At 59.9% G+C, this 25,481-nt stretch carries 21 protein-coding genes; 12 read left to right on the top strand and 9 right to left on the bottom strand.

Annotation, left to right across the window (positions count from 1 at the left end; all coding sequences use genetic code 11):
• The first annotated feature begins 18 nt into the window (after positions 1-18).
• The 6 genes from ACILSL_RS09175 (at position 19) to ACILSL_RS09150 (ending at position 4,695) form a co-directional block, all read left to right on the top strand.
• Positions 19-1,170: a Gfo/Idh/MocA family protein gene (locus tag ACILSL_RS09175; protein ID WP_395731713.1), complete on the top strand. Its 1,152-nt coding sequence runs from the start codon at positions 19-21 to the stop codon at positions 1,168-1,170.
• A gap of 80 nt (positions 1,171-1,250) precedes the next feature.
• Positions 1,251-2,027: an MlaE family ABC transporter permease gene (locus tag ACILSL_RS09170; protein WP_395731712.1), complete on the top strand. Its 777-nt coding sequence runs from the start codon at positions 1,251-1,253 to the stop codon at positions 2,025-2,027.
• A 23-nt stretch (positions 2,028-2,050) separates the two neighbouring features.
• On the top strand, positions 2,051-2,839 hold the full coding sequence (locus tag ACILSL_RS09165) for an ABC transporter ATP-binding protein (protein WP_395731711.1): 789 nt from the start codon (positions 2,051-2,053) through the stop codon (positions 2,837-2,839).
• Positions 2,836-3,189, top strand: coding sequence for an MlaD family protein (locus ACILSL_RS09160; protein WP_395731710.1), 354 nt, complete (start codon positions 2,836-2,838; stop codon positions 3,187-3,189). The genes ACILSL_RS09165 and ACILSL_RS09160 overlap by 4 nt, the downstream gene beginning before the upstream one ends.
• A gap of 118 nt (positions 3,190-3,307) precedes the next feature.
• Positions 3,308-3,877: a phospholipid-binding protein MlaC gene (locus tag ACILSL_RS09155; protein ID WP_395731709.1), complete on the top strand. Its 570-nt coding sequence runs from the start codon at positions 3,308-3,310 to the stop codon at positions 3,875-3,877.
• Positions 3,874-4,695, top strand: coding sequence for a VacJ family lipoprotein (locus tag ACILSL_RS09150; RefSeq protein ID WP_395731708.1), 822 nt, complete (start codon positions 3,874-3,876; stop codon positions 4,693-4,695). Before ACILSL_RS09155 ends, ACILSL_RS09150 begins: the two co-directional genes overlap by 4 nt.
• A gap of 305 nt (positions 4,696-5,000) precedes the next feature.
• On the opposite strand, the gene ACILSL_RS09145 is transcribed toward ACILSL_RS09150, so the two are convergent.
• Positions 5,001-7,316, bottom strand: coding sequence for a type II secretion system protein GspD (locus tag ACILSL_RS09145; protein ID WP_395731707.1), 2,316 nt, complete (start codon positions 7,314-7,316; stop codon positions 5,001-5,003).
• A gap of 139 nt (positions 7,317-7,455) precedes the next feature.
• Here ACILSL_RS09145 and ACILSL_RS09140 point away from each other — a divergent pair, with 139 nt between their 5' ends.
• The 3 genes from ACILSL_RS09140 (at position 7,456) to ligA (ending at position 12,101) form a co-directional block, all read left to right on the top strand.
• Positions 7,456-8,226, top strand: a complete 771-nt coding sequence (locus tag ACILSL_RS09140) for an ABC transporter ATP-binding protein (protein WP_395731706.1) — start codon at positions 7,456-7,458, stop codon at positions 8,224-8,226.
• Entirely contained in the window at positions 8,223-9,878 is a 1,656-nt protein-coding gene (locus tag ACILSL_RS09135; protein ID WP_395731705.1) for a hypothetical protein, read from the top strand. The genes ACILSL_RS09140 and ACILSL_RS09135 overlap by 4 nt, the downstream gene beginning before the upstream one ends.
• A 219-nt stretch (positions 9,879-10,097) precedes the next feature.
• Positions 10,098-12,101 (top strand): NAD-dependent DNA ligase LigA, encoded by a 2,004-nt coding sequence (gene ligA, locus ACILSL_RS09130; RefSeq protein WP_395731704.1) that lies wholly within the window; start codon positions 10,098-10,100, stop codon positions 12,099-12,101.
• Positions 12,102-12,113: 12 nt separating this feature from the next.
• Here the strand turns inward: ligA and ACILSL_RS09125 are convergent, their stop codons facing one another.
• A complete protein-coding gene (locus ACILSL_RS09125) occupies positions 12,114-13,565 on the bottom strand; it encodes an MFS transporter (RefSeq protein WP_395731703.1) in 1,452 nt (483 codons plus the stop codon).
• A gap of 125 nt (positions 13,566-13,690) precedes the next feature.
• Between ACILSL_RS09125 and ACILSL_RS09120 the strand changes: the two genes are divergently transcribed.
• Positions 13,691-14,587: a LysR family transcriptional regulator gene (locus ACILSL_RS09120; RefSeq protein ID WP_395731702.1), complete on the top strand. Its 897-nt coding sequence runs from the start codon at positions 13,691-13,693 to the stop codon at positions 14,585-14,587.
• A gap of 18 nt (positions 14,588-14,605) precedes the next feature.
• Here ACILSL_RS09120 and ACILSL_RS09115 read toward each other — a convergent pair whose 3' ends face one another.
• The 6 genes from ACILSL_RS09115 to ACILSL_RS09090 all read right to left on the bottom strand — a co-directional run bounded on the left by ACILSL_RS09115 (position 14,606) and on the right by ACILSL_RS09090 (position 21,876).
• Entirely contained in the window at positions 14,606-14,773 is a 168-nt protein-coding gene (locus ACILSL_RS09115) for a hypothetical protein (RefSeq protein ID WP_395731701.1), read from the bottom strand.
• Between the two features lie 10 nt (positions 14,774-14,783).
• Entirely contained in the window at positions 14,784-17,075 is a 2,292-nt protein-coding gene (locus tag ACILSL_RS09110) for a ribonucleotide-diphosphate reductase subunit beta (protein ID WP_395731700.1), read from the bottom strand.
• A 216-nt stretch (positions 17,076-17,291) separates the two neighbouring features.
• Complete coding sequence (locus ACILSL_RS09105) at positions 17,292-19,952, bottom strand: MGH1-like glycoside hydrolase domain-containing protein (RefSeq protein ID WP_395731699.1); 2,661 nt, start codon at positions 19,950-19,952, stop codon at positions 17,292-17,294.
• 44 nt (positions 19,953-19,996) lie between these two features.
• Positions 19,997-20,503 carry a ribonuclease HI gene (gene rnhA / locus ACILSL_RS09100; RefSeq protein WP_395731698.1) on the bottom strand — a complete coding sequence of 169 codons (507 nt, stop codon included), beginning with the start codon at positions 20,501-20,503 and terminating at the stop codon, positions 19,997-19,999.
• Complete coding sequence (locus tag ACILSL_RS09095; protein WP_395731697.1) at positions 20,500-20,814, bottom strand: DUF3817 domain-containing protein; 315 nt, start codon at positions 20,812-20,814, stop codon at positions 20,500-20,502. The genes rnhA and ACILSL_RS09095 overlap by 4 nt, the downstream gene beginning before the upstream one ends.
• A 93-nt stretch (positions 20,815-20,907) precedes the next feature.
• Positions 20,908-21,876, bottom strand: coding sequence for a 3-hydroxy-5-phosphonooxypentane-2,4-dione thiolase (locus ACILSL_RS09090; protein ID WP_395731696.1), 969 nt, complete (start codon positions 21,874-21,876; stop codon positions 20,908-20,910).
• Between the two features lie 113 nt (positions 21,877-21,989).
• Here ACILSL_RS09090 and ilvE point away from each other — a divergent pair, with 113 nt between their 5' ends.
• Positions 21,990-22,877 carry a branched-chain-amino-acid transaminase gene (gene ilvE, locus ACILSL_RS09085; protein ID WP_395731695.1) on the top strand — a complete coding sequence of 296 codons (888 nt, stop codon included), beginning with the start codon at positions 21,990-21,992 and terminating at the stop codon, positions 22,875-22,877.
• Between the two features lie 63 nt (positions 22,878-22,940).
• Positions 22,941-23,753 carry a L,D-transpeptidase family protein gene (locus tag ACILSL_RS09080; RefSeq protein ID WP_395731694.1) on the top strand — a complete coding sequence of 271 codons (813 nt, stop codon included), beginning with the start codon at positions 22,941-22,943 and terminating at the stop codon, positions 23,751-23,753.
• A gap of 333 nt (positions 23,754-24,086) precedes the next feature.
• Here ACILSL_RS09080 and ACILSL_RS09075 read toward each other — a convergent pair whose 3' ends face one another.
• Complete coding sequence (locus ACILSL_RS09075) at positions 24,087-25,403, bottom strand: sodium:proton antiporter (protein ID WP_395731693.1); 1,317 nt, start codon at positions 25,401-25,403, stop codon at positions 24,087-24,089.
• Positions 25,404-25,481: the final 78 nt, after the last annotated feature.

The following is a 25,481-nucleotide window of genomic DNA, read 5'->3' as shown; positions in this document are numbered from 1 at the left end:
AACCTTGAAATTCGAACAATGGAAACCAAACGAATCGGCATCATCATGAACGGCGTCACAGGGCGCATGGGTACAAATCAGCACCTGATCCGCTCGATCAAGGCTATCCGCGATCAAGGCGGTCTCAAGGTTAGCGATGATCTCACGCTGATGCCAGACCCCATTCTCACGGGGCGGAATCACGACAAGCTCAAAGCCCTCGCAGAGCGCACGGGCGTGACACGCTACACCACGGACATCGACGCCGCTTTGGCCAACAAGGAGGATGAGATCTTCTTCGACGCTTCAGGCACCCTGCAGCGCGCGGGCTTTGTGGAAAAAGCGGTCAAGGCAGGAAAGGCGATCTACTGCGAGAAACCCACCGCCGTGGAAACGAGTGAAGCGTTACGTCTGGCCAAGCTCTGCGAAGATGCTGGTGTGAAAAACGGCGTCGTTCAAGACAAGCTCTGGCTCAGCGGTATTCGCAAGTTCCGCACCTTGCGGGATCAGGGTTACTTTGGCCGCATCCTCAGCGTGCGTGGCGAGTTTGGCTACTGGGTCTTCACCGGTGAGGAAGGGGACCAGCCCGCGCAGCGTCCTTCCTGGAACTACCGCAAGGAAGACGGCGGCGGCATCATTGTCGACATGCTCTGCCACTGGCGCTATGTGGTGGACAATCTCTTTGGCAAGGTCAAAGCCGTGAGCTGCCTCGGCGCCACGCACCTGCCAAAGCGCATCGACGAGCGCGGCAAGCCCTATGCCTGCACCAGCGATGATGCATGCTACGCCACCTTTGAATGCGAAGGCGGTGTCATCTGCCAGTTCAACAGCTCCTGGACGGTGCGCGTGCGGCGCGATGACCTTCTCACCATGCAGGTGGACGGCACGCACGGCAGCGCCATCGTGGGACTCCGCAAATGCTGGGTGCAGAGCATCGGCACCACGCCGCGGCCCACGTGGAATCCTGACATCGACCAGCCGATCAATTTCTTCGCCGGCTGGCAGGAAGTGCCGGACACGACGACCTATGACAACGCCTTCAAGATCCAGTGGGAGGAATTCCTCAAGCACGTGGTGCTGGACACACCCTTCCCCTGGACCCTGCGGGAAGGCGCCAAGGGCGTTCAACTCGCCGAACTCGGCCTGCAAAGCTGGGAGCAGCGCAAGTGGCTGCCAGTTGGAGAGCTTTGATCGCTCACGAAAGAATCTTGAGGCGGGAGACGCTACGGCGTTGCGCAACTCCGGTGCGTGGGTGAAGGTTCCCGCACCGAATGTTGCGCGCCATAGGTCGTTACTCACTCTCTATTGTTCATGAACTGGGCGACTTTGCTCTTTTTACAGGGCAGGCTTTTCGTTCTGCAGTGGGCGCGCGGCGGCTGGGCAGGCGGATTGTGCGCGCCAGCTTTGAGCAAGGCGTGCGCTGCCTGCCGGTGATCCTCATCGTGGGCATGTTCACCGGTCTGGTGCTCGGCCTGCAGGGGTATTACGTCCTGAACCGTTTCGGCTCCGAAAGTTTGCTCGGCACCCTCGTCTCCCTGAGTCTGATACGTGAACTGGGACCCGCCCTGGCCGCGCTCATGCTGGTGGGGCAGGCGGGTTCCGCCCTGGCGGCCGAACTGGGCATCCAGCGCAACACCGAGCAGATCGCTGCGCTGGAAACGATGGGCGTCAGCAGCCATGCCTATCTCATCACTCCTAGATTGCTTGCCGCGCTGGTCGTGTATCCCATGCAGACGGCCCTGTTTGTCACAGTCGGTTTGTGGGGCGGCAGTCTGTCAGGTTCACTGCTGCTGGGCCTGGAGCCCGGCGTCTACTGGTCTTCCGTGGAGCACGCGGTCAAGGCCCAGGATGTGCGGGAGTGCATCATCAAGGCCGTCACCTTTGGCCTGCTGACGATTTCGTTGTGCGCCTACCATGGCTTTAACGCCCACCGCTGCAGTTCCGCCACCGGCGCGCGTGCCGTCAGTGCCTCGACCACCCGGGCCGTGGTGCAGTCCAGCATCATTGTGCTGGCTGCAGATTACATCATCACCTCCTTTCTCGTCTGATCATGGGGGCTGATTCCAATCAAATGCTGCTGCGCGTCGACGGCCTCTTCAAACAGTTCGACCGGAACGTCGTGCTGGATGGCGCCAGCCTCAATGTGCCGCGCGGCAGTCTCGTGACCGTCCTCGGTCGCAGTGGCGCCGGCAAATCGGTGCTCTTGAAATGCCTGGCGGATGTCATTCGTCCGGATTCAGGCAGCATTCACTTTGACGGCAGGCTCCTCAGCATCGGCGATGCGTCCGCACGCGCGGATTTCCGCCGCCGCTGCAGTTTCCTTTTTCAAAGCAATGCCCTGTTCGACTCCCTGACCGCACTGGAAAACGTGGCCCTGCCGCTGGAGCAGACCACGGATCTTTCCGACAAGGAGATCCGCGAGCGCAGTCTCGAGGCGCTGCAGCAGATTGAGCTCGAAGCACATCAAGACCGCTACCCCAGCCAGCTTTCCGGTGGCATGCAGAAGCGCCTGGCCCTGGCACGCGCCATCGTCACCCGGCCGGAACTCGTGCTCTTTGACGAACCCACCGCCGGTCTCGACCCCCTGCGGCGCAATGCGGTGTTCGCCATGATCGCAAAATATCAGCGCCAGTTTGGCTTTACCGCACTTGTGGTCACGCATGACCTCACCGAGGCGCTGATCGCCAGCGACCGTGTGGCGCTTCTTGACAAAGGCCGCATGTGCTTTGAAGGCACCCCTGCTGAATTTTCGGCCTCCACTGTCGCCATGGTGGAAGATTTTCGCGACAGCGCGGAAGCACTTGGCCGCACACTTGCTGCTATACGTCGTGGCGAAGCCCTGCAATCTGAAGACTCATGAAACAATCCAAGCTGGAACTTTACGTTGGTCTCTTCGTCCTCCTGGGGATCGCCGCCGTCGTCTATCTCACGGTGAAGCTCGGCTCCAAATCGCTCATCGGTGGAGACACCTATGTGATGGAGGCACGCTTCACCAATGCAGGCGGTCTCAATGCCGGCAGCAGTGTGCTGCTGGCGGGCGTCCCGGTGGGGCGGGTGGAAGGCATCCGCGTGGATGGGACGGACTACACCGCGATGGTGACCCTTCGCGTGGAGGCTGGGCTGAAAACTGCCCACCGACACGATGGCTTCGATCAAAACCACCGGACTCATCGGCGACAAATACGTGGCGCTTGCGCCTGGCGCGGATGATACTTATCTTTCCGCTGGTTCTCGGATCACGATGACTGAGTCCTCGGTCGACCTGGAGTCGTTAATTGGCAAAATGGCTTTTGGCAGTGTTGAAAAAAAGAAAAGACTCCCCCGCCCCATGACCCTACGTTTTCTGCTCCCGCTCTTTTTGGCCACCGCTCCATTGGCCGCTTCCGCTCAGCTCGCGGAAGCTCAGACCCGCCTGAAAACCGCCGTCACTGAAGTGCTCAGCGTGGCCGACCGCGCCGGAAACCGCAGCGCCCTGCCGGAAAAACTGCGCCCCGTGCTGCAAAAATACGTCAGCTTTGAAACAATGACCAAGCGTGCCGTGGGGCCGGGCTGGAGACAGTTCACCCCCGCGCAGCAGAAGGAGGCCTCCCGGCTTTTTGCCACGCTCATCATCCGCAGCTACAGCAGCAAGTTCACACCGGGGGAGCATCCAGACATCACTTACCAGGCGGCCACAGAGCCGGCGTCAGGCCGTGTGGATGTGCCCACGAGCATGGTCTACAAAGGCAGCCACTATGCCGTGGTTTATCGCATGGAGCAGATGCTCATCACCGATGTGGTGATCGAAGGCGTGAGCCTGATCGCCAATTACCGCAGCCAGTTGGACGCGCAATTTAAAAAAGGTGGCGCAAATGCCGTCATAAGCTCTCTTACGCAGTCTGTCTCCCGCCCTCAATGAAATACCACGCATTCACTCTCCGTCTCCTGTTGCTGGCAGCCGCTCCATTGCTGACTGATTGCAGCACCCCAGCGACCAAGACCGTTGCAAAACCCACCACAGAAGCCGCTGTCAAGGGCAAGGCCAGGGCCGCAGACAAAACCGCGAAGGGCGATGACGAAGAAGTGGATGAATACGCCACGGCATCGGACATCTCCGACCCGCTTGAAAAGCTGAATCGCGGCACATTCTGGGTGAACGACCAGCTTTACACCTTCCTCCTCCGCCCAATCTCCAAGGGTTACGAACTGATCCTGCCAAGGCCCGTGCGCCAGGGCATCGACAACGCCTTTGAGAATGTGAAGTACCCGGTGCGCTTCGTGAACTGCACCCTTCAGGGCAAGTTCAAACGTGCAGGGCAGGAGACTGGCAAATTCGTCGTCAACACCCTGGGTGGTGTCGTCGGCATCTTCCGTCCTGCGGAAAACATCCCGGCTCTCGCCAGTCTGCCGGATGAAGACACAGCGCAGACTTTGGGCACATGGGGCATTCCAAACGGCCCTTACCTCGTCCTGCCCCTGCTGGGACCCAGCAGCGTGCGTGATACCGTGGGCCTTGCCGGAGACTATGCCCTCAATCCGGTCAACTGGCCCTACCTCTACTGGTTCGGCAACCGCTCAAAGCATGACTGGACCATCGTCCCTCCTTTGTCCAACACCCTGCGCTCCATACCTGGCCAGTTGGACAAATACGACACGATCACAAAAGATGCTGTAGATCCATATCTCTCCGCTCGCAGCTCCTACAGCCAGAGTCGTGCGGAGGCCATCAAGAAATAAGGGGCCTTGGTTCGAAGGAGTGGGACCATCGTGGTCCCACAACACTTCGCAGGCAGGGACTGGCGTTTGATGCCACCAGTTGCAGGCTCTTGCCGAAGAACAGACCTGTTTTCAACGAGCAACACCGCAGATTGGCCCTGCAACCCTTCTGGAAAATCTCTGCGGCTCTGCGGCAAAACCGCATGTCCCCACGGCTTCCAAAGCTCATGCGGTAGTGTGCTTCCCCACGTGCCATTCGGGCCATCAGTTTCGGAAAACGCTAGACGCCGTCTGCTTCGGCATGCCCCTCCTCCGCCCAGCCCCACTCACCGTGCAGGCAGTGCGCGGGGAATGTTTTCCAGCCCAGGTGAGCCAAACTGCATGGCTTCATCATACACCTTGCTGCGGCCGCTTTCGATGTTGTTGGGTGTGTCCAGCGGATCATCCGAGCGCACGATGCGGGGTTGGATGAAGATCAGCAGCTCTTCGCGGGTGGTTTGATTCTGCGTGGTGCCAAACAGATTGCCCAGAATCGGAATGCGCCTGAGGCCGATGACTCCGTTTTTACCTTTGGTGACTCTCTCCGTGATCAGCCCGCCGAGAACGACCGTGGCTCCGTTTTTCACCGCTACTTCCGTGAGCAGCTTCTGCGTACCGATGGTGGGCACCGTGTTGCCGCCGATGGACTGCGAACCGACGATGTTATCATTCACCTGGGCGATTTTCAGGGTCACTTCGTCATCCGAGTTGATCAGGGGAATCACCTCCAGCTTGAGCAGCACATCCCGATACGTCACGCTCACGCTGTTGCTCGCCACACCGCCGGTGAAGGCGCCGTTGGTGAGAATGTTGGCAGGCACCGCGATGCTCTGACCGGAGGAGATCACAGACTTGGCGGCGTTTTTCGCGTAGATGCTCGGCGTGGCCAGCACCTTGAAGTTGTTGTTGCTGTCGATGACCTTGATGTAGTTGCTCAGCGCGCCGATCTGGCCGTAGAAATTCAGCTGCCCGAACTTCGCAGGAAACTGGATGATGTTGGACGCCGCGGTCGTTGAACTACCCGACGAGGACGATGAGCTGAGGGCACCATTGCGGTTCACGCTGAAATCCGACAGCAGCTGGAGGAAATCGACCCCGTAGTTGAAGTTCTTGCCCAGGCTCAACTGGCCGATGATGGCGGAAATGTAAATCTGCTGGGGGCGGATATCCATCTCCTCCAGCAGCTGATCAATGCGCGCAATGTGCTCAGGGGAGCCCGAAACGATGAGGCTGTTGGACTGTGGATCGCCGATGAGCAGCGTTTTGCCGACCACCATGGACTCGGGGGCGCCCACGTCTTCCGGATTGTCGAGCAGGCTGCGGTTGGAATTGGAATTGGAACCGCCGGAGGAGCTGCCGCCAAAGCCGGCGTTGGCACCATAGGCGGAGTTGCTGCTGCTGCCGAACCCGTTGGAGTTGCTGCGGTTGCTGTCGTCCGAGGAGGAGTCGGATGAGGTGCCGGATTTGCGGCGGGAGCTTCCTCCGCCACCTGGAGAGCCTGCGATGGCACCGTCGTTGTTGCCCTGAATGTCCGTGTCTTTGGCCAGCGCATTGTAGGCCACCGTGAGAAAATCGAGCACGTCGAGGTACTTCAGGCGGCGCTTGAGAAAATTGGAGCCGTCACCCTGCTTGTCGAGTTTCTCGACCAGCCCTTTGATATAGGTGATGTCCACCGGACGGCCAATGACGAGCAGTTCATTCGTGCGGCGGTACGGGAAAACTTTGACGCGTGCAGCGGCGGGATTCGTCGCAGTGGTGCTGGCGTTTCCTGCTGGGCTGGCGGGTACGGCAGGCACTCCGGGGCGCGCAGCGGCATTCGGCATGGCGGCGGCAGGAGCGGTCGTGGAGCTCTTGGCCTTTTCCTCCTGCTCAAAGATTTCATTGATGATCTCGGCCACCAGCTCCACGTCGGAGCGCTCCAGCTTGATCATCTCATTGGAGGTTTCCGTCGGCGGCACGTCGATGATCTGGGCGATCTCGCAGATGCTACGAATGGTCGTGCTGTTTTCCGTGATGATGAGGGCGGTGTCATTCGAGACGCCGGTCATGGCTCCGTAACCGTGGAGTTTGATCACCTGCTGAAAGGCCTTGGAGGCCTCATCCGCCGAGACGAACTGCAGCGGCAGCACGTAGTGGCAGATCTCCTCGTTCAGCGGCAGGTCGCGCAGGGAGTTGTACACCTTCAAACCGTCGGCAGTGGGGCTTTTGCCTCCGGCCTGGTTGATCAGCTTCGCCGTGGTCGCATCCACATTGATGATCGCATACCCATTCAGCAGCAGGGTGGCTTCGATGAAGGCGATCGCGTCCTTCTTCGTGAGCATCTGCGGGGAGATGATGCGCAGCATCTCCCCCTGAAGCGCGGAGTCGAGGATCAGTTTTTTCCCCGTGAGCTGCGTGTAAAAGGGAATGATCGCCTGAATGGGCGCGCTGGGAAAGTTGACCTTGATGCTGGCACCTTCTCCCACCGGGACGTAAGTTCCGGCTGCAGTCAGTGGCGTGGCAGGTGCCTGGGCCTTCGTGGCTTCGCGCATGCCGAGTATCAAAAACACCAGCAGCACGGCGAAGCGCAGGCGTGTCGGGAGCTGGGAAGGGAAATGCGACATATTATTGAAATTACAGTCAATATATTTAATTTAACCTTGGCGGCAAGGGTTTTAGTTAATATCTATTAAAATTCATGCTTCTCGCGCTGTCCTGATTGCTGCCTTGCAAGCCTCCTCAGGCCATGGATGATCGGCTCCCATGATCTCCATTCAGGGTCTCACCAAGCGCTTTGGCGCTCAAACTGCTGTCGATCATCTGACCTGGGAGGTGCCGCCGGGCATGATCGTGGGCCTGCTGGGGCCCAACGGGGCAGGGAAGACCACCACGCTCAAAATGGTCACCGGCATGCTCCAACCCGACGAGGGCACGGCGCTGATCTGCGGCGTGAACGTCTCCACGCATCCCGTGGAGGCCAAGCGCCTGCTCGGCTTCGTGCCGGACTCAGGCGCGGTCTATGAATCTCTCACCGGGCTGGAGTTTCTCCTCATGATCGGGGCGCTCTACGGCATATATGAGGACGAGGCCCGGCCACGCATCCGGCAGTTCCTGGACTTCTTTGAACTGGATGAGCAAACGCTCACCACCAAGCTGCTGGGCGCATACTCCAAAGGCATGCGGCGCAAGGTCGTCATCACCGCCGCGCTCCTGCACAATCCCAAAGTGGTCCTGCTGGACGAGCCGCTGGACGGCCTGGATGCCAATGCCGCCGTCGGCTTCAAAGCATTGCTGGAAACCCTGGCGCGTGAAGGCAAGACCATCGTCTACAGCTCCCATGTGCTCGATGTGGTCGAGCGCGTGTGCAATCGCGTCGCCATCATGGCGCAGGGAAAACTGCTGGTGGAAGGCGCGCCGCACGACCTTCAGCACCAGCACGGCGCGGACACTCTGGAGCAACTCTTCACCCGCCTCACGGGGCTCAGTGGTCTGGAGGCACGCGCCGAGACCTTTGCCAAAAGCATGCTGTCATGAGCACCGCCGTCGAAAGCTCGCCGCACACTCAGGGCCGCCGGGTGCCTTCGCCGGCCAAGGTGCTGCGCAGCCTGTTTTGGAAGCTCCTCTTTCGCGGGCGTGCGGCGCAGCAGGCGGGTGCGCAGAAAACGCGGCGCCAGTTGGGCTTGGGCCTGACCCTCTTCATTTATTCGATGGTCGGCCTCATGCCCGCGCTGCTCTCAAAGTTCACGGACACCTTTGTTTTTGCATGCACGCTGCATGGCTTCACGCTGATGTTTGCCTCGCTCACGCTGGCCTCCAGCGCGGGCACCATGCTCTTCATGAAAGAGGAGGCGGAGATCCTGCTGCACCGGCCCGTGACTCCGCAGGAGATGCTGCGCGCCAAGTGTGCGGTCCTTGCGGGCTTTGCCTTCTTGCTCGCCCTGGCGCTGAATCTCGCCGGACTCATCGCCGGCCCATGGAGCAAAGGCGGCACGTGGCGCTTCATCCCTGCGCATCTGGTTTCCACCGCGCTGCTCATGCTCTTCTCCGCCGCCAGCATCGTGCTGGTGTACAACGCCTGTCTCAAATGGTTCGGGCGTGAGCGCCTGGACAATTTGCTCGCCACCATCCAGTCACTCCTCACGGTGGTGATGATCATGGGCGGCCAGATCATGCCCCGGGTGATGCAGCTGGATGCCTTCAAGCATTTTGACCACATCACCGGCTGGATGCTGGCGCTGCCCCCGATCTGGTTCGGCGCGCTGGATGCCTTGCTCAGCGGCACCACCCTCAATACTTCCACGATGTGGCTCCCTGCTGGGCTTGCGGTGGCCGTGACGGCGCTGACGAGCTGGCTCGCTCTGGAAAAATTGGGCAGCGCCTACGGCCAGGGACTGATGAATTTGAATGAGTCCGCCGGCACGACCAAGGAGCACACCAAGCCGCGCGGCGTATGGCTGGCGGCCATCGTCAAACTTCCGCTGCTGCGCTGGTGGCTGCGGGATCCCGTGGAGCGCGAGTCCTTCAAGCTCACCACCGCCTACCTTTTTCGCGACCGCGAGATCAAGCTGCGGCTTTATCCCGGCATCGCGCCCATGCTCATCATGCCCCTGGTCATGCTCTTCTCCGGCGGCCAGGGTGGCCGTGAGGGCGCGATGATGATGCAGGGCTTTGCCACCTGCTTTCTCGGCATGGTGTCCCTGCAGGCCATGATGTTCCTTGGCTGCTCCGAGCATTGGCGTGCCGCCGCCTTCTTTCACGTCGCACCACTGCGGCACTGGACTCCGCTCTTTCACGGTTCACGCAAGGCCGTCCTCTGCTGGCTGAGTTTCCCTGTGCTCATCCTGCAAACCGTCCTCATCTGCGGCCTGCAGCACTCGTGGACCCCGCTGGCACTCAGCCTGCCTGCGGTCCTGTTTCTGCCCACCTTCTCTCTCGTGACCGGCCTCATGGGCCAGTGGCTCCCTTTTTCAAAACCGCCCGAGGATGTCAAGAACACCAGTGCAGGCTGCCTCATGATGGCCGCTTCAATGGTCGCCGCCGGCATCATCGGCGGGCTCTCCAGTTGGATGTGGCACATCGGCCACTTCGCCATCTTCCTCGCTCTGGAGGCTCTCGTGATGCTTGGAGCCACCGTCCTCATGAAATACCTCATGCGCGACACCCCCTGGGTGGCGCAGCCGGAGTGAATTAGAGCGCCAAAAATAGCGCTGAAGTAATATCTGGAACCCCGCATCAGGCGGCAGCAAAGTGGTCCGCACAGTCCCCTGTGCGGCGCTCCGCAATCCCCTGCCACTCCGAACCAAGCTCAATAAGCAGTTCATGAACACCCAGCCCAAAGCTCACGCAGTCTCTCTGAACGATTTTTCGTTTCCCTCCGCTCCTTTGCAGGTATTCAAAGCACACCCATGACCCACGCCGAAGCCGCCAGCCGCGCCGCCTTTCTCAGCGCCGAACTTCACTGCCACAACCGCCTCTACTACGTCGAGGCGCGTCCTGAAATCAGCGATCAGCAGTTCGACACCCTCCTGCGCGAACTCCAGGACATTGAGGCAAAGTTCCCCGATCTTCGCACGCCCGATTCTCCCACCCAGCGCGTCGGCGGCGCACCCCTCGAAGGCTTCACGCAGATCACGCACACCGTGCGCATGATGAGCCTGGACAACACCTATTCAGAAGAGGAGCTCACCGCCTTCTTCGCCCGCCTGCAAAAAGGTCTGGGCCGCGAGAAAATCGACTGCGTCATCGAACCCAAGGTGGATGGCGTTGCCATCACCATTCGCTACGAAAACGGCATCCTCAAATACGGTGCCACGCGCGGTGATGGGCAAACCGGTGATGACGTGACGAACAATCTCAAAACCATCGGCCGCCTGCCTCTGCGTCTTCCCAAAGACGGTCCCCAGAGCTTCGAAGTGCGCGGCGAGGTCTTCATGCCCAAAGCCGGCTTTGCCAAACTCAATCAAGAACGCGAAGAAGCAGGCGAGGCCATGTTTGCCAACCCCCGCAACTCCACCGCCGGCACCTTGAAGCTGCTCGATCCGAAGATCGTGGCCAAACGCCCGCTCGACATCGTCTTTTACGGCCTCGTGGATGCAAACGATGTTCAATCCCAGACCGACGTCTATGCCCTGCTTGATGCCGCCGGTCTGCGCAAAGCCGATCTCATCTGGCACGCCGACAGCGCCGAAGGTTTGTTGCAGGCGATCCGTGAACTCGATGAAAAACGCAAAGCACTGCCCTATGAAACCGACGGTGCCGTGATCAAAGTGAACAGCTTTGCCGATCAGCGCGAACTCGGCGTCACCAGCAAGGCACCCCGCTGGGCCATCGCGTACAAATACCAGCCCGAGCAGGCCGAAACCAAAATCACCGCCATCGACATCCAAGTGGGCCGCACCGGTGCATTGACTCCCGTCGCACGCCTGGAGCCTGTTCTCGTCAGCGGCAGCACCGTCAGCAACGCCACCCTGCACAACTACGAGGAGATCGAGCGCAAGGACATCCGCGTCGGTGATACCGTCATCATCGAAAAAGCCGGCGAGATCATCCCCGCCGTCGTCTCCGTGAAAAAGGAGCTGCGCAATGGAACTGAAACCGCCGTGCCGGTGCCCACGCACTGCCCCGTTTGCGGCACTGCCGTGCATCGCGATGAAGAGCAGGTCGTCATCCGCTGCCCTAATCCGCATTGCCCCGAAGTCGTCAAACGTCGCATCGAGCACTTCGTCAGCCGTGGTGCCATGGACATCAGCGGACTGGGAGAGGCCGTCATCGCACAACTGGTGGATTTTAAGAAGGCGGATGGTTCGCGGCTGGTGGCCGATGTGGCAGATCTCTACGATCTTGATGAGCTGTCCCTGGCGCGGCTTGACCGCGTTGGCACCAAGAGCATCGACAACTACCTCAAGGCCATCGCCGCCAGCAAGCACCAAGACCCCTGGCGGCTCGTCTTCGGCCTCGGCATTCTCCACGTCGGCGCAGGCGGCGCTCGCAAGCTCATCGAGCACTTCAGCAGCATCGACGCCGTCGCCAACGCCAGCGTGGAAGACCTCACCCAATGCCCCGACATCGGCGCCATCGTCGCGCCAAGCATTCACGCCTGGTTCCGTGAGGAGCACAACGTCATCCTTCTCAACCGTCTGCGTGCGGCAGGTCTCAACTTCACGCAAAAGACCGTTGCCGCCGCCTCCGACAAACTCAATGGCACCACTTGGGTCATCACCGGTACCCTGAGTGAAGACCGCGAAACCATCGCCGACACCATCCGCGCCAATGGCGGCAAAGTCAGTGGCAGTGTCAGTGGCAAAACAACCTACCTGCTCGCCGGTGAGGACGCCGGCAGCAAACTCGACAAGGCCAAGAAGCTCGGCGTAAAAAACCTCACCGAAGCCGAGTTCCGCGCGATGCTTTGAACAGAAGACGGATCATCTGGATCCCTCATGCCTTGTCCTCGCAATGACATGGCTCCCTGTCGCGAGTGCGAGCGAGACGAGGCTCAAACCCGCTGCTACCGCAAAGGTAAACCGCATGCCTGCGGCAACGTCACCGGGTGACACCTGCGTGAGGTGAATGCTTCCCGCAGCAAATGCGAACAGCGCCCCCATGACTGAGGTCCCGGTGATGAGCCCCAGATTGCGCGACAGATTGAGCATGCCGGAAATGACCCCTCGATTCTCCGGAGCGATCGTGCTCATCACGGCCGTGTTGTTCGCCGTTTGAAACAAGGCGTATCCTGCGGTGATGATGCTGATGGCCGTGACGTAGCCGCCAATTCCAGCCGCCATGGGAAGCAAGGATTGAATCAAACAGCCGCCCGTCATGCCGATGACCCCGACGAGATTCACCCGCTGTGTCCCAAACCTGTCCACCATGCGACCAGCGGGCGTCCCCGTCAGTGCAGCGACCAGCGGCCCGACAGACATCACCATGCCCACCACGGCCGAGTCGAGCCCCAGTGCGCGTGAAAGATAAAACGGCCCGACCACCAGTGTCGTCATCACCACCGTGGAGACAATCCCGCTCATGGCCAGGTTGGCACTCAGTCGTGGATCACGGAACAGGGACAACTGGATCAAAGGCGAAGTCGCTTTTGATTCCACGTACAGGAACAGAGCGAATCCCACAGCCGCCCCTAGCAGTAGGGTGATGTTGACCGTTCCAAATTGACCCCGCCCAAGTGTCATGGCGAGTGCATACGCCGTGAGAGTCATCGCCAGCAACAGCGTGCCCAGAGGGTCCAGACGCGGTCGTTTTTTCTCCAGCCCTCTGCGCTCCCCTGGCAGGTGCCGGCTCACCAGCAGCAAGGCCACGATGCCGAGCGGGACATTGATGAAGAAGATGGAACGCCAGCTCCACCCAGAAATCAGAACTCCTCCGAGCGACGGGCCAAGAGCCGTGCCGATCGCCGACATGGTGCCCAGCAGCCCCATGGCACTGCCGGTTTTTTCCTTCGGCACAATCTCACCGACAAACGCCATCGTCAGCGCCATCATGATGGCTGCGCCGAGACCCTGTACCGCACGGGAGGAGATCAACATCCAAAGCGTGGTGGACACCCCTCCCACAATGGACGCCAAGGTGAAAATCAAGATGCCCGCCTGCAGCAGACGCCGCCGACCAACGATGTCTCCAAAACGTCCGACGCTGACGATCAGCGTCGTGATGGCAAGCAGATAGGCCAGGACCACCCACTGAACTTCTTGAAACGATGCATTGAACGCTCGGGTCAATGACGGCAGCGCTACATTGGCGATGCTCGTGCCAAGCGACGATAACAGCATGGAAAGCGAAAGGCCGGTGAGCGCCCAACTCACGGACGGCCGCTGTTCTGCTGGTGCAGTGGTTTTGAGATCTTGGGATTCAATGAACGTCTTCATAGGGTTCGTGATTTATGGGAGGCACGACACGGATAGCCCTTGGACAGACATGCGGAAGACGCACGGTTTGCACTCGATTCGTGCGTTTGACGCCATGTCACAGCCGAGTCATGATGACCTCATCCATGTCGACCCCCGATCTCAATCTGCTCTTCACCCTCGATGCGCTGCTCGCAGAAGGCAGTGTTGCGCGGGCGGCAAAGAGGCTGCGGCTCAGCCCCTCAGCAATGAGCCGGGCGCTGGGAAGATTGCGTGATGCGACGGGCGACCCTCTGCTTGTCCGCGCTGGTCGCGGCTTGGTTCCCACTCCTCGCGCACTCGAACTCCGCGAGCGAGTCCGCCAACTCGTGCAAGAGTGCGAAACCGTCTTGCGCCCCGCCGCGAAGCTGGACTTCAAACGTCTGGTCCGCACATTCACCCTTCGAACCAGTGAGGGATGGGTGGAAAATTTCGGACCTGCCCTCATCGTCCGCTGCGCGGCGGAAGCCCCCGGTGTGCGGCTGCGCTTCGTGCCAAAGCCAGACAAAGACAGCACGCCCCTGCGCGAAGGGGCGGTGGATTTGGAAACAGGCGTGGTGGACGAAACCACGGGTCCGGAGCTGCGCACGCAGGCCTTGTTCCGCGACCGCCTCGTGGGCGTCGTTCGCATGGGGCATGCGCTATGCAAAGGGAAGGTGACACCCTCCCGCTACGCGGCTGGAAAACACATCCTGGTATCCCGCGAAGGACACGAAACCGGTCCGATTGATGAGGCCTTGAAACCACTCGGATTGCAGCGGGTGATCGCCACGATTGTCGGCGGTTTTGCGACCGCAGTGGCCCTGGCCCGGGACAGCGATTTCATCGCGAGTGTTCCGGATCGCCACACCGCCAGCCTGCGCACTGGCATGCATTCCTTCGCCCTGCCAGTGATCATGCCAGAGTTCACCGTTTCGATGCTCTGGCATCCGCGCTTGGATGCGGACGCCGCTCATCGCTGGCTGCGCGATCAAGTGCGAGCGGTTTGCTCGGCCAGGCGCTGAAACCGCCCTCTGCAATGCTCACTCGCAGCCGCCTTCGCAGACGATGCCCTGGATGGCATCTGGCTGGCGGGGAGAGAGCTGAACGTCACTGAAATCGAGATCGTCATCGATGCCGGCAGGCACGGTGGATGGCTGGGGCGGTGTCGGTTCCGCCTGAGGGGCTGATGTGGATGGTTCGTTGTTCATGGCAGGTGGGTTAAAAATCGTCGTCGTCACAGGGTTTCAGGTAGCCGCTGCTCGTGCTGAGAGCGGTTGTCTCCTTCAGGTGCATGAGCTCAGGCAGCCAGGGCAGCGGGTTCTTTGTGTCCGGAGTGAGCATGGGCAGGCCGCAGCCCCTGAGCCGGCAATTCGCGGTGTGGTCGATGAAGCGTTCATAGTCCTCGCCCTTGAGGCCCAGGGCCTTCATGGGCAGTCCCTGGCGAATCAGGTCTTTCTCCAGCGTGGCCGCTTCCTGCATGATGCCGAGAAGTTCTCCCCGGAAGGCCGGGTCGTTGATCGCAGGATTCTCCTCAAGCAGGTCCAGGAAGAGCAGGCGGAAGAACTCGGTGTAGTGGGCCTCGTCCCGTAGGAGATTCGAAAGAATCTGGCGGAAGCCGGGAAACCGATGGTGAAGCTGTAGGCTCATGATGGAGCCAAACAACCCAAAAAACTGAAGGCCCTTCATGCACTGACCAAACACGAAAAGACTGCGTGCCAGCAGCTTCAGATTTTCAATCCGCGTCAGGTCCATGCCACGCTGGAGGCCTCGGGTGTGCTTCGTGACAAAGGCCTCTTTCCGGGAGATCAAAGGAGAGGTCAGGCAAAGAGCCTCACACTCATGAATGTTCACGCCGAGCGTGAAGGCGGCGTGGATCAGGGCTTCGATGCGGATGTTGTCGTCATGCGTTTCGCGCCCGAGCACGAGTTTGAGTTCCGGCGCAGTCACCAGCGTGCGCACCACGTGCTGCAGCTCCGCTCCGGCCATTTTGCGTGACGTTGCCATCCACCCGATGGCCAGTTGGAGGATCGAACGCTCGCCGGCGCTCAGGTCAGCCGCGTGCCATTGCTCGATGTCCGTCTGCATCTGAATGTCCGGACTCAGCGGCCCCCAGTGGTCGGCTTTCATCTCCTTGTAGAGTTCGTACGCCCAGGGGTATTTGAGCGGCAGCAGATTGAAGGTCATCGTCTCGCGTCCGTTGACCACTCGTTTGGCTGCGAAGGCGAGTTTTGCCTTCGCCTTGTCGAGCAGGAAAACGCGGCTGCCGATCTGGCAGGTGGTTTTCTCCGAGGTGGCTCGGAGTGTCGGCTCGCCTTGATACGCCGTGACAGCAGGGGCTGGATTCGCAGGCTCTGGCGCTGTCGTTGCGGAATTCGTCGTGGCTGGCCACAGCTGCTGCAGTTCTGCATAGCTCTCGCGTTCAGCCGCCCCATCAGATGGGAAGATTTCCGAGATGAATCCGGCCACTTTTTGGTAGTCGGTCACTTTCCCTTCAAAGAAGTTCTGCTCCTTGCGCATGAAGATGACTTCATCCAGCCAGGGCAGCGGGTCTTGAATGCCGGGATGGAGCTCCGGCAGGCCGCAGCCGCGCAGACGGCGGTCGGCGATGAAATCGGTGTAGCGCTCAAACTCCGCCATCGTCAGTCCCACGGCATTGACCGGCAGGCAGTCGCGGATGAACTCCTTCTCCAGTGCCACGCCCTCTCGCATGATCTGCACAAGCTCATCCCGGAAGGCGGCGGTGCAGATCTCCGGATTCTCCCGCAGCAAATCCAGGAATAGATGGCGGAAGACCTCAATGTGGTTCGACTCATCCCGCAGTGTGTAGCGGAACATCTGGCCGATGCCGGGAAACTTGCCCTGACGATAGAGGCTGAGGATCATGCCAAACAGGCCGTAAAACTGCGTGCCCTCCATGCACTGGCCGAAGACAAACATGTTTTTGGCCAGCAACTGCTTGCCCGCGATGGAGGTGAGATCGAGGTCGCTGCGCAGGTTGTTCGAATGCCGCGTCACGAACTCGTTCTTTTTCACAATCGAGGGGATCTGCTCAAACATCGCCTCGCACTCATGGGGATCGATGCCCAGAGAGGAGATCATGTACAGCAGGCTGTCGGCATGGATGTTTTCCTCATGCGCATGGCGGCCCAGCACGAGTTTCAATTCGGGCGCTGAAACAAGGTCCCGCACCACATGCTGAATGTTGTCCCCGACGATCCCCTCGGCGGCGCTGAAATACCCGATGCCCATCATGATGATCCAGCGCTCGTTGGGGGTGATTTGCTCGGAGCGCCACTGCTCCACGTCCCGCTGCATCTGGATGTCTTCCGGCTCCCAATGGTTCGCCATCATCGCGGCGTACTTTTCAAAGGCCCATTCATACTTCACCGGAAACAGGTCAAAGCCCGCGTATGGCGTGCCATTGATGACGCGTTTGCCAGCCAGCGCCTCCTCCGCCTTCTGCTGCGTGAGGGGGAAATCGTGGTTTCTGATGGGGTAAATTTTGTCCATGGAGGCTTTAGGGAAGAAAAATGAGGATATACAATATATGGTGTGTGAATAACTATTTTGTCAATATGTGGTGCTTTATTACTGTGAATAAAGCCTGGCAGAGCCCAGCGAGAGCAAGATGCCACTGCAGCCGACTCGCTGATAATCAGCGCTTTCCAATGATCCCGGACCGTCGGCCTGAAGCCTCCATCCTTCCCAGAACGTCCTTGAGTTGCTCTAGCTCTTCCTCACCAGCCTCGCCACCAGCGCCGTCCATCCTGTCTGATGCGAGGCCCCGCAGCCTCGGCCAGTATCGCCATGAAAATATTCATGGAAGAGGAGCAGATCCTTCCAGTCAGGGTGCGTCGCATACCGCGCATCACCATTGTGGCAGGGGCGGTGGCCGGTGGCATCGGGTTCAAAGAGGCGGCACAAACGCCGCGAGATCTCATTGGCCGCGCCCTGCAGCGTCACCCGTTTGCCGCTGCCAGTCGGCAGTTCCACGGTGAAGTCATTGCCATAGAAATGATGGTAACGTTCCAGCGCCTCCACAATCAGATAGGCGATGGGAAACCACACGGGACCGCGCCAGTTCGAGTTGCCGCCAAACATGTGGCTGTCGCTTTCCCCGGGCACATAGCTCACCGTCAGGTCGCCACCGTTGAGATGCAGCCTGTAGGGATGCTCTTCGTGATATTTGGAAAGCGACCGGATGCCGAAAGGTGACAGAAACTCCTTCTCATCGAACAGGTAGCCAAGCAGCCGCTCCAGGCGTTCACGCGAAGGAATCGCCAGCAGTCGGTGCCCATGCGTGCCGCCCTTCACACAATAGCTCACATGATGGGCCAGGTCCGCGCGATGCTGCAGAAACCAGTCCATGCGCTTCTTGAATCCCGGCAGCTTGGCGATGCGCCCTTCATCCAGCAATTCCACCGCGATGAGCGGCAGCAGGCCCACCAGCGAGCGTGTGCGTAGCGGGATGGCCGGCCTTCCATCGTCATGCAGCTCGTCATAATAAAATCCGTCCTTCTCATCCCACAGCCCCTCGTCACCGATGTTGTTGATCGCATCGACGATCTGCACGAAGTGCTCGAAAAACTTGGACGCCATGTCTTCATACGCAGTGTTGACCGTGCCGTCGGACCGTTGCGCGAGTTCCAGCGCCATGTTCAGCATGGTCAGCGCATAAAAGGCCATCCACGCCGTGCCGTCCGCCTGCTCCAGTCGCTGCCCGTCTGGCAGCGGCTGCGATCGGTCAAAAATGCCGATGTTGTCCAGGCCGAGAAAGCCGCCGGCAAAGAGGTTGTTCCCTTCGCTGTCCTTGCGGTTCACCCACCAGGTGAAGTTCAGCAGCAGCTTCTGAAAGCAGCGCTCCAAAAATTCGTGGTCACGCTCTCCGGCAGGTGCGGTGATTTTATACACACGCCAGCAGGCCCACGCATGCACCGGCGGATTCACATCGCTGAACTTCCACTCATAGGCCGGGATCTGGCCGTTCGGATGCATGTACCACTCACGCAGAAAGAGCAGCAGCTGCTCCTTGGCAAAATCCGGGTCAAGCTCCGCAAACGGCAGCATGTGAAAGGCGGCGTCCCACGCGGCGAACCACGGATATTCCCACTTGTCCGGCATGGACAGCACGTCACGTGCATAAAGATGCTGCCAGTGCTGATTGCGCCCGGCTTTGCGGCTCTCGGGCGGCGGCGGGAAGGCTGGATCTCCCTGCAGCCACTCCGGCACAATGTAATAATAAAACTGCTTCGACCACAACAGTCCCGCCAGCGCCTGACGCTGGATTTGCGCCTGCACCGGATTGGCTGCGATGATGGTTTGGTAAAACTCATCCGCCTCCAGGATCCGCTGCGTAAAGACATCATCAAACGCCGCAGTCGTTGTCAGCGCTTGTTCAGACAGGCGCAGCTTCAGCGTCACACATCCACCCGCAGGAATGTTCAGCCGGTACAATGCGGCTGCCTTAGTGCCAGTTTGCGCCGGATTCACCGCACCAGCTTCACCATCGATCACGTAACGGTGAAACGCGTCCTTGGTAAAAGGCGTGGCATCGGGCGCATCAAACAGCAGCTTTTGATTCGTTTCGTTTTCGGTGAAAAGCCACTGCGGCCGCACCCCGTCACTCGAGGTCATGGCCTGCAAACGATGCTGGCCAAGATCGTCCGCCATCGGAGATTTCAAATCCCGATGCGTCGCTTCCACCATGCCGTCCACGAGCCTGAGCTGCGGGCGTTCAGACCCTTCTTCCCAGGACCAGGTGTTGCGATACCAGAGCGTGGGCAGCACATCCAGCGCCGCTGCCTCCGGGCCGCGATTGTGCACCGTGATGCGGATGCAGATGTCCTCAGCCGCCGCCTTGGCATACTCCACAAAGACATCGAAGTAGCGTTCTTCATCAAAGGCCGCCGTGTCGGTGATTTCAAACTCAGGATCAGTCAGCCCTCGCCGCGCATTTTCATCTACCAGCTGCTGGTAGGGGAACTCACTCTGCGGGTACTTGTACAACGCCTTCAGGTAGGAATGTGTCGGCGTGGAGTCGAGGTAGTAATACAGTTCCTTCACGTCCTCGCCGTGATTTCCCTGCGGGCCGGTTAGCCCATAGAGACGCTCTTTGAGCATGGGGTCGTGGTGATTCCACAGCGCCAGCGCAAAGCACAGACGGCACTGGCGGTCGGTGATGCCCAGCAGCCCATCCTCCCCCCAGCGGTAGGCGCGTGAACGGGCCTGCTCATGCGGAAAAGAAGTCCACGCCTCACCATCCGCCGAGTAGTCCTCACGCACGGTGGACCACTGCCGCTCGGCCAGATACGGCCCCCAGCGCTTCCAGTTGGCATTTCGCTCGCGGTCAGCACGCAGGCGTTCATGTTCTGGAGTGATGGCGGACATGCGTGTGAGTGTTTAGTCCATGCCCACAGCAGTGCAAGCAGCCGTCAGAGCAGCTGAGCTTCGGTCTCCGCCTTGAATTCCTCAAGCAGCGCCTTCAACTGCTGCGAGGTGTACCGGGCTTTGACCGCCGCGATGGCCTCGTTCGCCAGTTCGTCGCAACGCTCGTTGTCGGTGTGTCCGGCATGTCCCTTGACCCAGTGCCATTGGATCTTGTGCATCGCTGTGGCGGCATCGAGTTCACGCCAGAGATCGGCGTTTTTCACCGCCTGCTTGGTGCTGGTGCGCCAGCCATTGCGCTTCCATCCTGCGATCCATTGGCTGATGCCCTGCCGCACGTACTGCGAATCCGTGTGGAAGTCGATCTGGCAGGGCTCCTTGAGAATGCGCAGCGCCTCGATCGCCGCCTGCAGTTCCATGCGGTTGTTCGTGGTGGCCGGCACGCCGCCCTTGAGTTCTCGCACATGCTTCCCATACGCCAGCACCGCAGCCCAGCCACCCGGGCCAGGATTGCCGTGGCAGCCACCATCGGAATGAATGAGTACTTTCTTCACGCCGGCGTCTGGTTGGAGTCTGCCGCCGCCCACGCACGCATGCGCCGGTCAATGAAGAAAGGCACAAACGGCAGCAGCGAGGCGATAAACACTAGCACCGCACGGCTGAACGGCCACCCCGTGTTCATCAGCACCCGCCACAGCGCAAAGCAAAAGACCACAAACAATCCGCCATGGATGGAGCCGCAGATCCTCACCGCCAGCGGCATGCCCCAGAAATATTTCAATGGCATCGCGATGCCCAGCAGAATCAAATACGAAATGGCTTCAAGCAGGCCGACGCTGCGAAGAAAGGAGACGGGGTGTTTCATCACGGGGCTGTAGCACGGGTTCTCAGTTTCTCGAAAGCAAAAACTCCGACCGCCCTGCGACGATCGGAGTTTTGAAACGAATTCGAGTACAGCTTACTTCTTCCGCAGCTCTTTCTTCTTCAGGTCGTTGTACAATTCGAAAGCCTTGTTCGCATTCAGCCCACCGTGGACGACGCCATGCACCGCCTGCATCATGGAGACAGGAGCGTCGCTCTGGAAGATGTTACGTCCCATGTCCACGCCGCTGGCGCCCTGCTTGATGGCGTTGGCGCACATCTTCAGCGCGTCGAGTTCAGGCAGCTTCTTGCCACCCGCGATCACGATCGGCACCGGGCAGCAGCTCGTCACCGTGTCGAATTCTTTCTCGGTGTAGTAGCACTTCACCACGTTCGCGCCCAGTTCCGCCATGATGCGGGTGGCCAGGCGGAAATACTGCGGCGTGCGCGCCATCGCACGACCCACGGCGGTCACGCCCATGACGGCGATGCCGTAGCGGCTGGCCGCGTCCACCAGATCCGTCAAATTCTTCAAAGACTGGCGCTCATACGCGCTGCCGATGAAGACCTGCACAGCCAGCACACTGGCGTTGAGGCGGATGGCTTCTTCGATGTTGAGCGCGGTGCTTTCGTTGGAAAGAGGCTCAAAGCCGGGGCGGGCAAACTTGGCCTTCTTGCCGTCGATCTCGCCTTCCCACTCTTCCATCGGGCTGATCATCGAGGTGCCGCCGGAGGCGCGCAGCGCGATGGCTTTCGTCGTCGAAGCAGGGATGACAGAACGCTGGATGCCACGGGTGAGCATCAGGCAGTCGGCATACGGGGCGAGGGGCAGGATGGTCTGGTCCACGCGCTCCAGGCCGGTGGTCGGCCCCTGGAAATAGCCATGGTCAAAGGCGAGCATCACGGTGCGGCCGTCCTTGGGGTTGAAGACCTTGCTCAGGCGGTTCTTGAGGCCCCAGTCATACTGGTGGCAGCCCTTGAGGAAGAAGCCGGGGGCCTCCTGGGGGACGTCGGTGAAAAATTCCTTTTCCTTCTTGTCTGCAGCGCTGGTTTGGATGTCGGCCATGGTAATTTCAGGGGTACGGGTTAAACGGGGCGCAGGATGAGCGCGAATCGGCCCTGCGCAAGCACATTGCCAGAGCTTGCAAAACCCTTCTGCCTGTGGATTCTACGCACCCCATGTCCGCGAATCTACTCATTTACCTTGATGGCAAACTTGTTCCTGAATCCGAGGCGAAGATCTCCGTCTTCGACCACGGCCTGCTTTATGGGGATGGCGTATTCGAAGGCATCCGTATCTACAATGGCCGCGTGTTCCGCCTCACCGAGCATCTCCATCGCCTCTACGACTGCGCCAAGGCCATCTGCCTCACCATTCCCATCTCGTTTGAGGAAATGGAAAAAGCCACGCTCGACACCGTGGCCGCCAACAATCTGCGCGACGGCTACATCCGCCTTGTCATCACACGCGGCGTCGGTTCCCTCGGTTTGAATCCTTACCAGTGCCCAAAGGCCAGCGTCTTCATCATCGCCAGCAGCATCACGCTGTATCCGGCAGAGCGTTATGAAAAGGGCTTGGAGCTCATCACCTGCGGCACCCGCCGTCCAAACTCCGCCGCACTCAGCCCCCAGGTCAAGAGTCTGAACTACCTCAACAACATCATGGCCAAGATCGAGTGTCTGCAGGCCGGCTGTGACGAGGGCATCATGCTCAACGATCAGGGCTTCGTCTCCGAATGCACCGGAGACAACGTCTTCATCGTGAAAAACGGCAAGGTTACCACCCCGCCGATCTCTTCCGGCGCGCTGGACGGCATCACCCGCCGTGCCGTCATGGAAATCCTTGCGGAAATGGGCCGCCCCTGCACTGAGGCCGTCATGACGCGCTTTGACATCTACACCGCAGACGAATGCTTCCTCACCGGCACCGCCGCTGAAGTCATCCCCGCCGTGAAGTATGACCGCCGCCCCATTGGCGATGGCACTCCCGGCAAGCTCACGCAGGAGCTGACCAAGCGCTTCAAGGCGCTGGCAAACAGCACCGGCACTCCGGTCACCTATGCATGAGGTCGTGACGGCCGCGCCAAATCCCGGTTGGAAGATGGCGCGGTAAATGCAAGTTCCCCAAGAATGAATCAGAAGAATCCATTCGCCTGCTGCTGCAGAGGGCTGCTGCTGGGATGGTCCCTGACCGCTCTCAGCTGTTCCAGCCCGCAGCCCGTCGCGGAGAATCCACTGAGCAGCCGCGCCTGGTGGAAGGGAGATGGCGTCGTGGGCCCCCCCCGGATCGTCATCAATCTCAGCACCCAGCGTGTGCAGTATTACAAGGGCAGGGAACTCGTTGGCGTCTCACCGATTTCATCGGGGCGTGAGAGCCATGGCACCGTGACCGGATCGTACAGCATTCTGGACAAAGACATCGACCATCGTTCCTCGCTCTTCGGCTCCTACGTGGATCAGGAAGGCAATGTCGTGCAGGGAGATGTGAACACCCGCACCGACCCCGCACCTCCGGGCACAAAGTACATCGGTGCCAACATGCGCTACTTCATGCGCATCGTCGGCGGCATCGGCATGCATGAGGGGTATCTGCCGGGGTATCCGGCCTCGCATGGCTGCATTCGGCTGCCCACCAAAATGGCCGCCATCTTTTTCAAGGAAACACCGCCGGGAACCCCTGTCCAAATCATTGGTGAAAGCTCGCTCGCCGCCACCGAAAGCGCGATTCCCATCGGCGTCGAAACGATCGTGGATGTGGCTTCGAGGGAGTCCAAACCTGCGGCCCAAAAAGCTGAGGCGGCATCCGCTGCAGAAGCGAAGTCGAAGCCCGCAGCCAGGCCAAAAACGACGGTGCGCCGCGCGATTGTGGATGCCAGCAAGCCTTCATGGTTCAAATGGACGCGACGCCCCCCGCGTGGATCCACAATTTATCTGAACGAGTAACTCGTTCGAATCCGAAATGTAAACCGAACTTCCAAGTTCGGCGAAAGGCAACGAACTTGAAGGTGGCTTATTCAGGCCCCTCTAAAGTCGGCAAGGGGAAGGGTGGAGATTTCGGGGGCGCACTTTGGCCTCCGCAGGGACCTGAATAGTGACCTTGGAAATTAGACCGGTTCTCAAAAAGATTGTCGTTTTGATTCGGCGAGCGCAGCGGCCCCAGTGGCAAGGAGAGTGCGCCGCCTGCTATTTGAAAATAACAGGCAAGCGCGCGACGCTGCCAATGGGGCCGCTCCGCCGCCGGGCAAGGTGACTAGATTTTTGAGAGCTGGTCTAGGTTTACTTCACCATGATCCACCCCACCAAAATGAGAATGGGCAGCAGCATGGGAATGGAAAAGCGGAATAGATATCCCAGGAACGAGGGCGCATGCACCTTGGCCTTGTCGGCGATGGCTTTGACCATGAAGTTCGGCCCGTTGCCGATGTAGCTGCCCGCTCCAAAGAAGACAGCCCCCAGTGAGATGGCGATGAGATGCGGCGCGTGCTCGGTCGCGAATGTCATCACGTCAGCATGGGAGTCGACGGAGAGATGCTGCTGGCCCATCGAGGCCGCGAGGAAGGAGAGGTAGGTGGGGGCGTTGTCCAGGAAAGCAGAAAGCGCGCCCGTCGTGAAATAGTACTGCATGGGCGAGCTGATTTGCAGCGCCTCACCGCTCTGCAGGATCTGCAGCGCCGGGATCATGGTGAGGAAGATGCCGACAAAAAGATACCCGACCTCCTTCACCGGACCGAAGTTGAAGTCGTTCGCCTCATGCACCTCCGGCTTGGTGGTGAAATAAGAGGCCACGGCGGCGGCAAACATGACCAGGGCGGGAACGGAAAACACGCCCAGCACGGTGGTCTCCTGCACACTTTTAGGCAGGAAGACCGCCGCCAGCACAACGCCGAGCCAGGCAACGTTCAGCAGGCCGCGGAAGTACCAGTCTTCATGGGCGGTTTCCGCGTCACGAATCTGTCTGGGAATGCGGGAAAAGTTGCGCTTGTCGAGAATGAAGAAGACTCCGAGCAGCAGCGCCAGCGCCAGCACCCATGCCTGCCAGCAGTGTTGCAGCACCCAGAAGAACGACACCCCGCGCAGGAAGCCCAGGAACAGCGGCGGATCACCGATCGGCGTAAGGCTGCCGCCCACGTTGCTCACAATGAAGATGAAAAAGACAATGTGGAAGCCCGTGATGCGGAACTTGTTCATCTTGATCCACGGGCGGATTAGCAGCATGGAGGCACCCGTGGTGCCGATAAAGTTGGCCAGCACAGCTCCGATCAGGAGGTAGAGGGTGTTGATGAACGGAGTGGCCTCGCCTTTGACTCGGATGTTGATCCCGCCGGAGATGACGAACAGGGAGCCCACCAGCGCCATGAAACTGACGTACTCCTGCGCGGCGTGGTGCAGCGGGTGCCAGTCGTGTTGCACTAAGGCGTAATAGGCGGCGGTCACCAGTCCCAGTGCCACCGCCACCTTCGGGTAATGATGCTCCCAAAAGTGCGCCGCAAACAGGGGCATCAGCGCGATGCAGAGCAGCAGAATGGCAAACGGTGCCAGCATTCCCATGGGAGGCAATACGGCGTGAGCTGGGGCGTTGGCGAGGATGAACATACAACGGGGTATGGTTGGAGGTGTTTACACGTGCATCAGCGCAATCGGCGGGCCGAAAGCTGTAAAATCTACTGGAGC

The organism is Prosthecobacter sp. (assembly GCF_044222345.1).
Lineage (GTDB): Bacteria > Verrucomicrobiota > Verrucomicrobiia > Verrucomicrobiales > Verrucomicrobiaceae > Prosthecobacter.
Note: the sequence above shows the minus strand (reverse complement) of the source record. Positions and strands in the feature narration are given on the sequence as shown.

Excerpts from the sequence above, each read along its gene's own strand:
- ACILSL_RS09175 (WP_395731713.1), top strand. The coding sequence starts at position 19 with ATGGAAACCAAACGAATCGGCATCATCATGAACGGCGTCACAGGGCGC.
- ACILSL_RS09170 (WP_395731712.1), top strand. The coding sequence starts at position 1,251 with ATGTTGCGCGCCATAGGTCGTTACTCACTCTCTATTGTTCATGAACTG.
- ACILSL_RS09165 (WP_395731711.1), top strand. The coding sequence starts at position 2,051 with ATGCTGCTGCGCGTCGACGGCCTCTTCAAACAGTTCGACCGGAACGTC.
- ACILSL_RS09160 (WP_395731710.1), top strand. The coding sequence starts at position 2,836 with ATGAAACAATCCAAGCTGGAACTTTACGTTGGTCTCTTCGTCCTCCTG.
- ACILSL_RS09155 (WP_395731709.1), top strand. The coding sequence starts at position 3,308 with ATGACCCTACGTTTTCTGCTCCCGCTCTTTTTGGCCACCGCTCCATTG.
- ACILSL_RS09150 (WP_395731708.1), top strand. The coding sequence starts at position 3,874 with ATGAAATACCACGCATTCACTCTCCGTCTCCTGTTGCTGGCAGCCGCT.
- ACILSL_RS09145 (WP_395731707.1), bottom strand. The coding sequence starts at position 7,316 with ATGTCGCATTTCCCTTCCCAGCTCCCGACACGCCTGCGCTTCGCCGTG.
- ACILSL_RS09140 (WP_395731706.1), top strand. The coding sequence starts at position 7,456 with ATGATCTCCATTCAGGGTCTCACCAAGCGCTTTGGCGCTCAAACTGCT.
- ACILSL_RS09135 (WP_395731705.1), top strand. The coding sequence starts at position 8,223 with ATGAGCACCGCCGTCGAAAGCTCGCCGCACACTCAGGGCCGCCGGGTG.
- ligA (WP_395731704.1), top strand. The coding sequence starts at position 10,098 with ATGACCCACGCCGAAGCCGCCAGCCGCGCCGCCTTTCTCAGCGCCGAA.
- ACILSL_RS09125 (WP_395731703.1), bottom strand. The coding sequence starts at position 13,565 with ATGAAGACGTTCATTGAATCCCAAGATCTCAAAACCACTGCACCAGCA.
- ACILSL_RS09120 (WP_395731702.1), top strand. The coding sequence starts at position 13,691 with ATGTCGACCCCCGATCTCAATCTGCTCTTCACCCTCGATGCGCTGCTC.
- ACILSL_RS09115 (WP_395731701.1), bottom strand. The coding sequence starts at position 14,773 with ATGAACAACGAACCATCCACATCAGCCCCTCAGGCGGAACCGACACCG.
- ACILSL_RS09110 (WP_395731700.1), bottom strand. The coding sequence starts at position 17,075 with ATGGACAAAATTTACCCCATCAGAAACCACGATTTCCCCCTCACGCAG.
- ACILSL_RS09105 (WP_395731699.1), bottom strand. The coding sequence starts at position 19,952 with ATGTCCGCCATCACTCCAGAACATGAACGCCTGCGTGCTGACCGCGAG.
- ACILSL_RS09095 (WP_395731697.1), bottom strand. The coding sequence starts at position 20,814 with ATGAAACACCCCGTCTCCTTTCTTCGCAGCGTCGGCCTGCTTGAAGCC.
- ACILSL_RS09090 (WP_395731696.1), bottom strand. The coding sequence starts at position 21,876 with ATGGCCGACATCCAAACCAGCGCTGCAGACAAGAAGGAAAAGGAATTT.
- ilvE (WP_395731695.1), top strand. The coding sequence starts at position 21,990 with ATGTCCGCGAATCTACTCATTTACCTTGATGGCAAACTTGTTCCTGAA.
- ACILSL_RS09080 (WP_395731694.1), top strand. The coding sequence starts at position 22,941 with ATGAATCAGAAGAATCCATTCGCCTGCTGCTGCAGAGGGCTGCTGCTG.
- ACILSL_RS09075 (WP_395731693.1), bottom strand. The coding sequence starts at position 25,403 with ATGTTCATCCTCGCCAACGCCCCAGCTCACGCCGTATTGCCTCCCATG.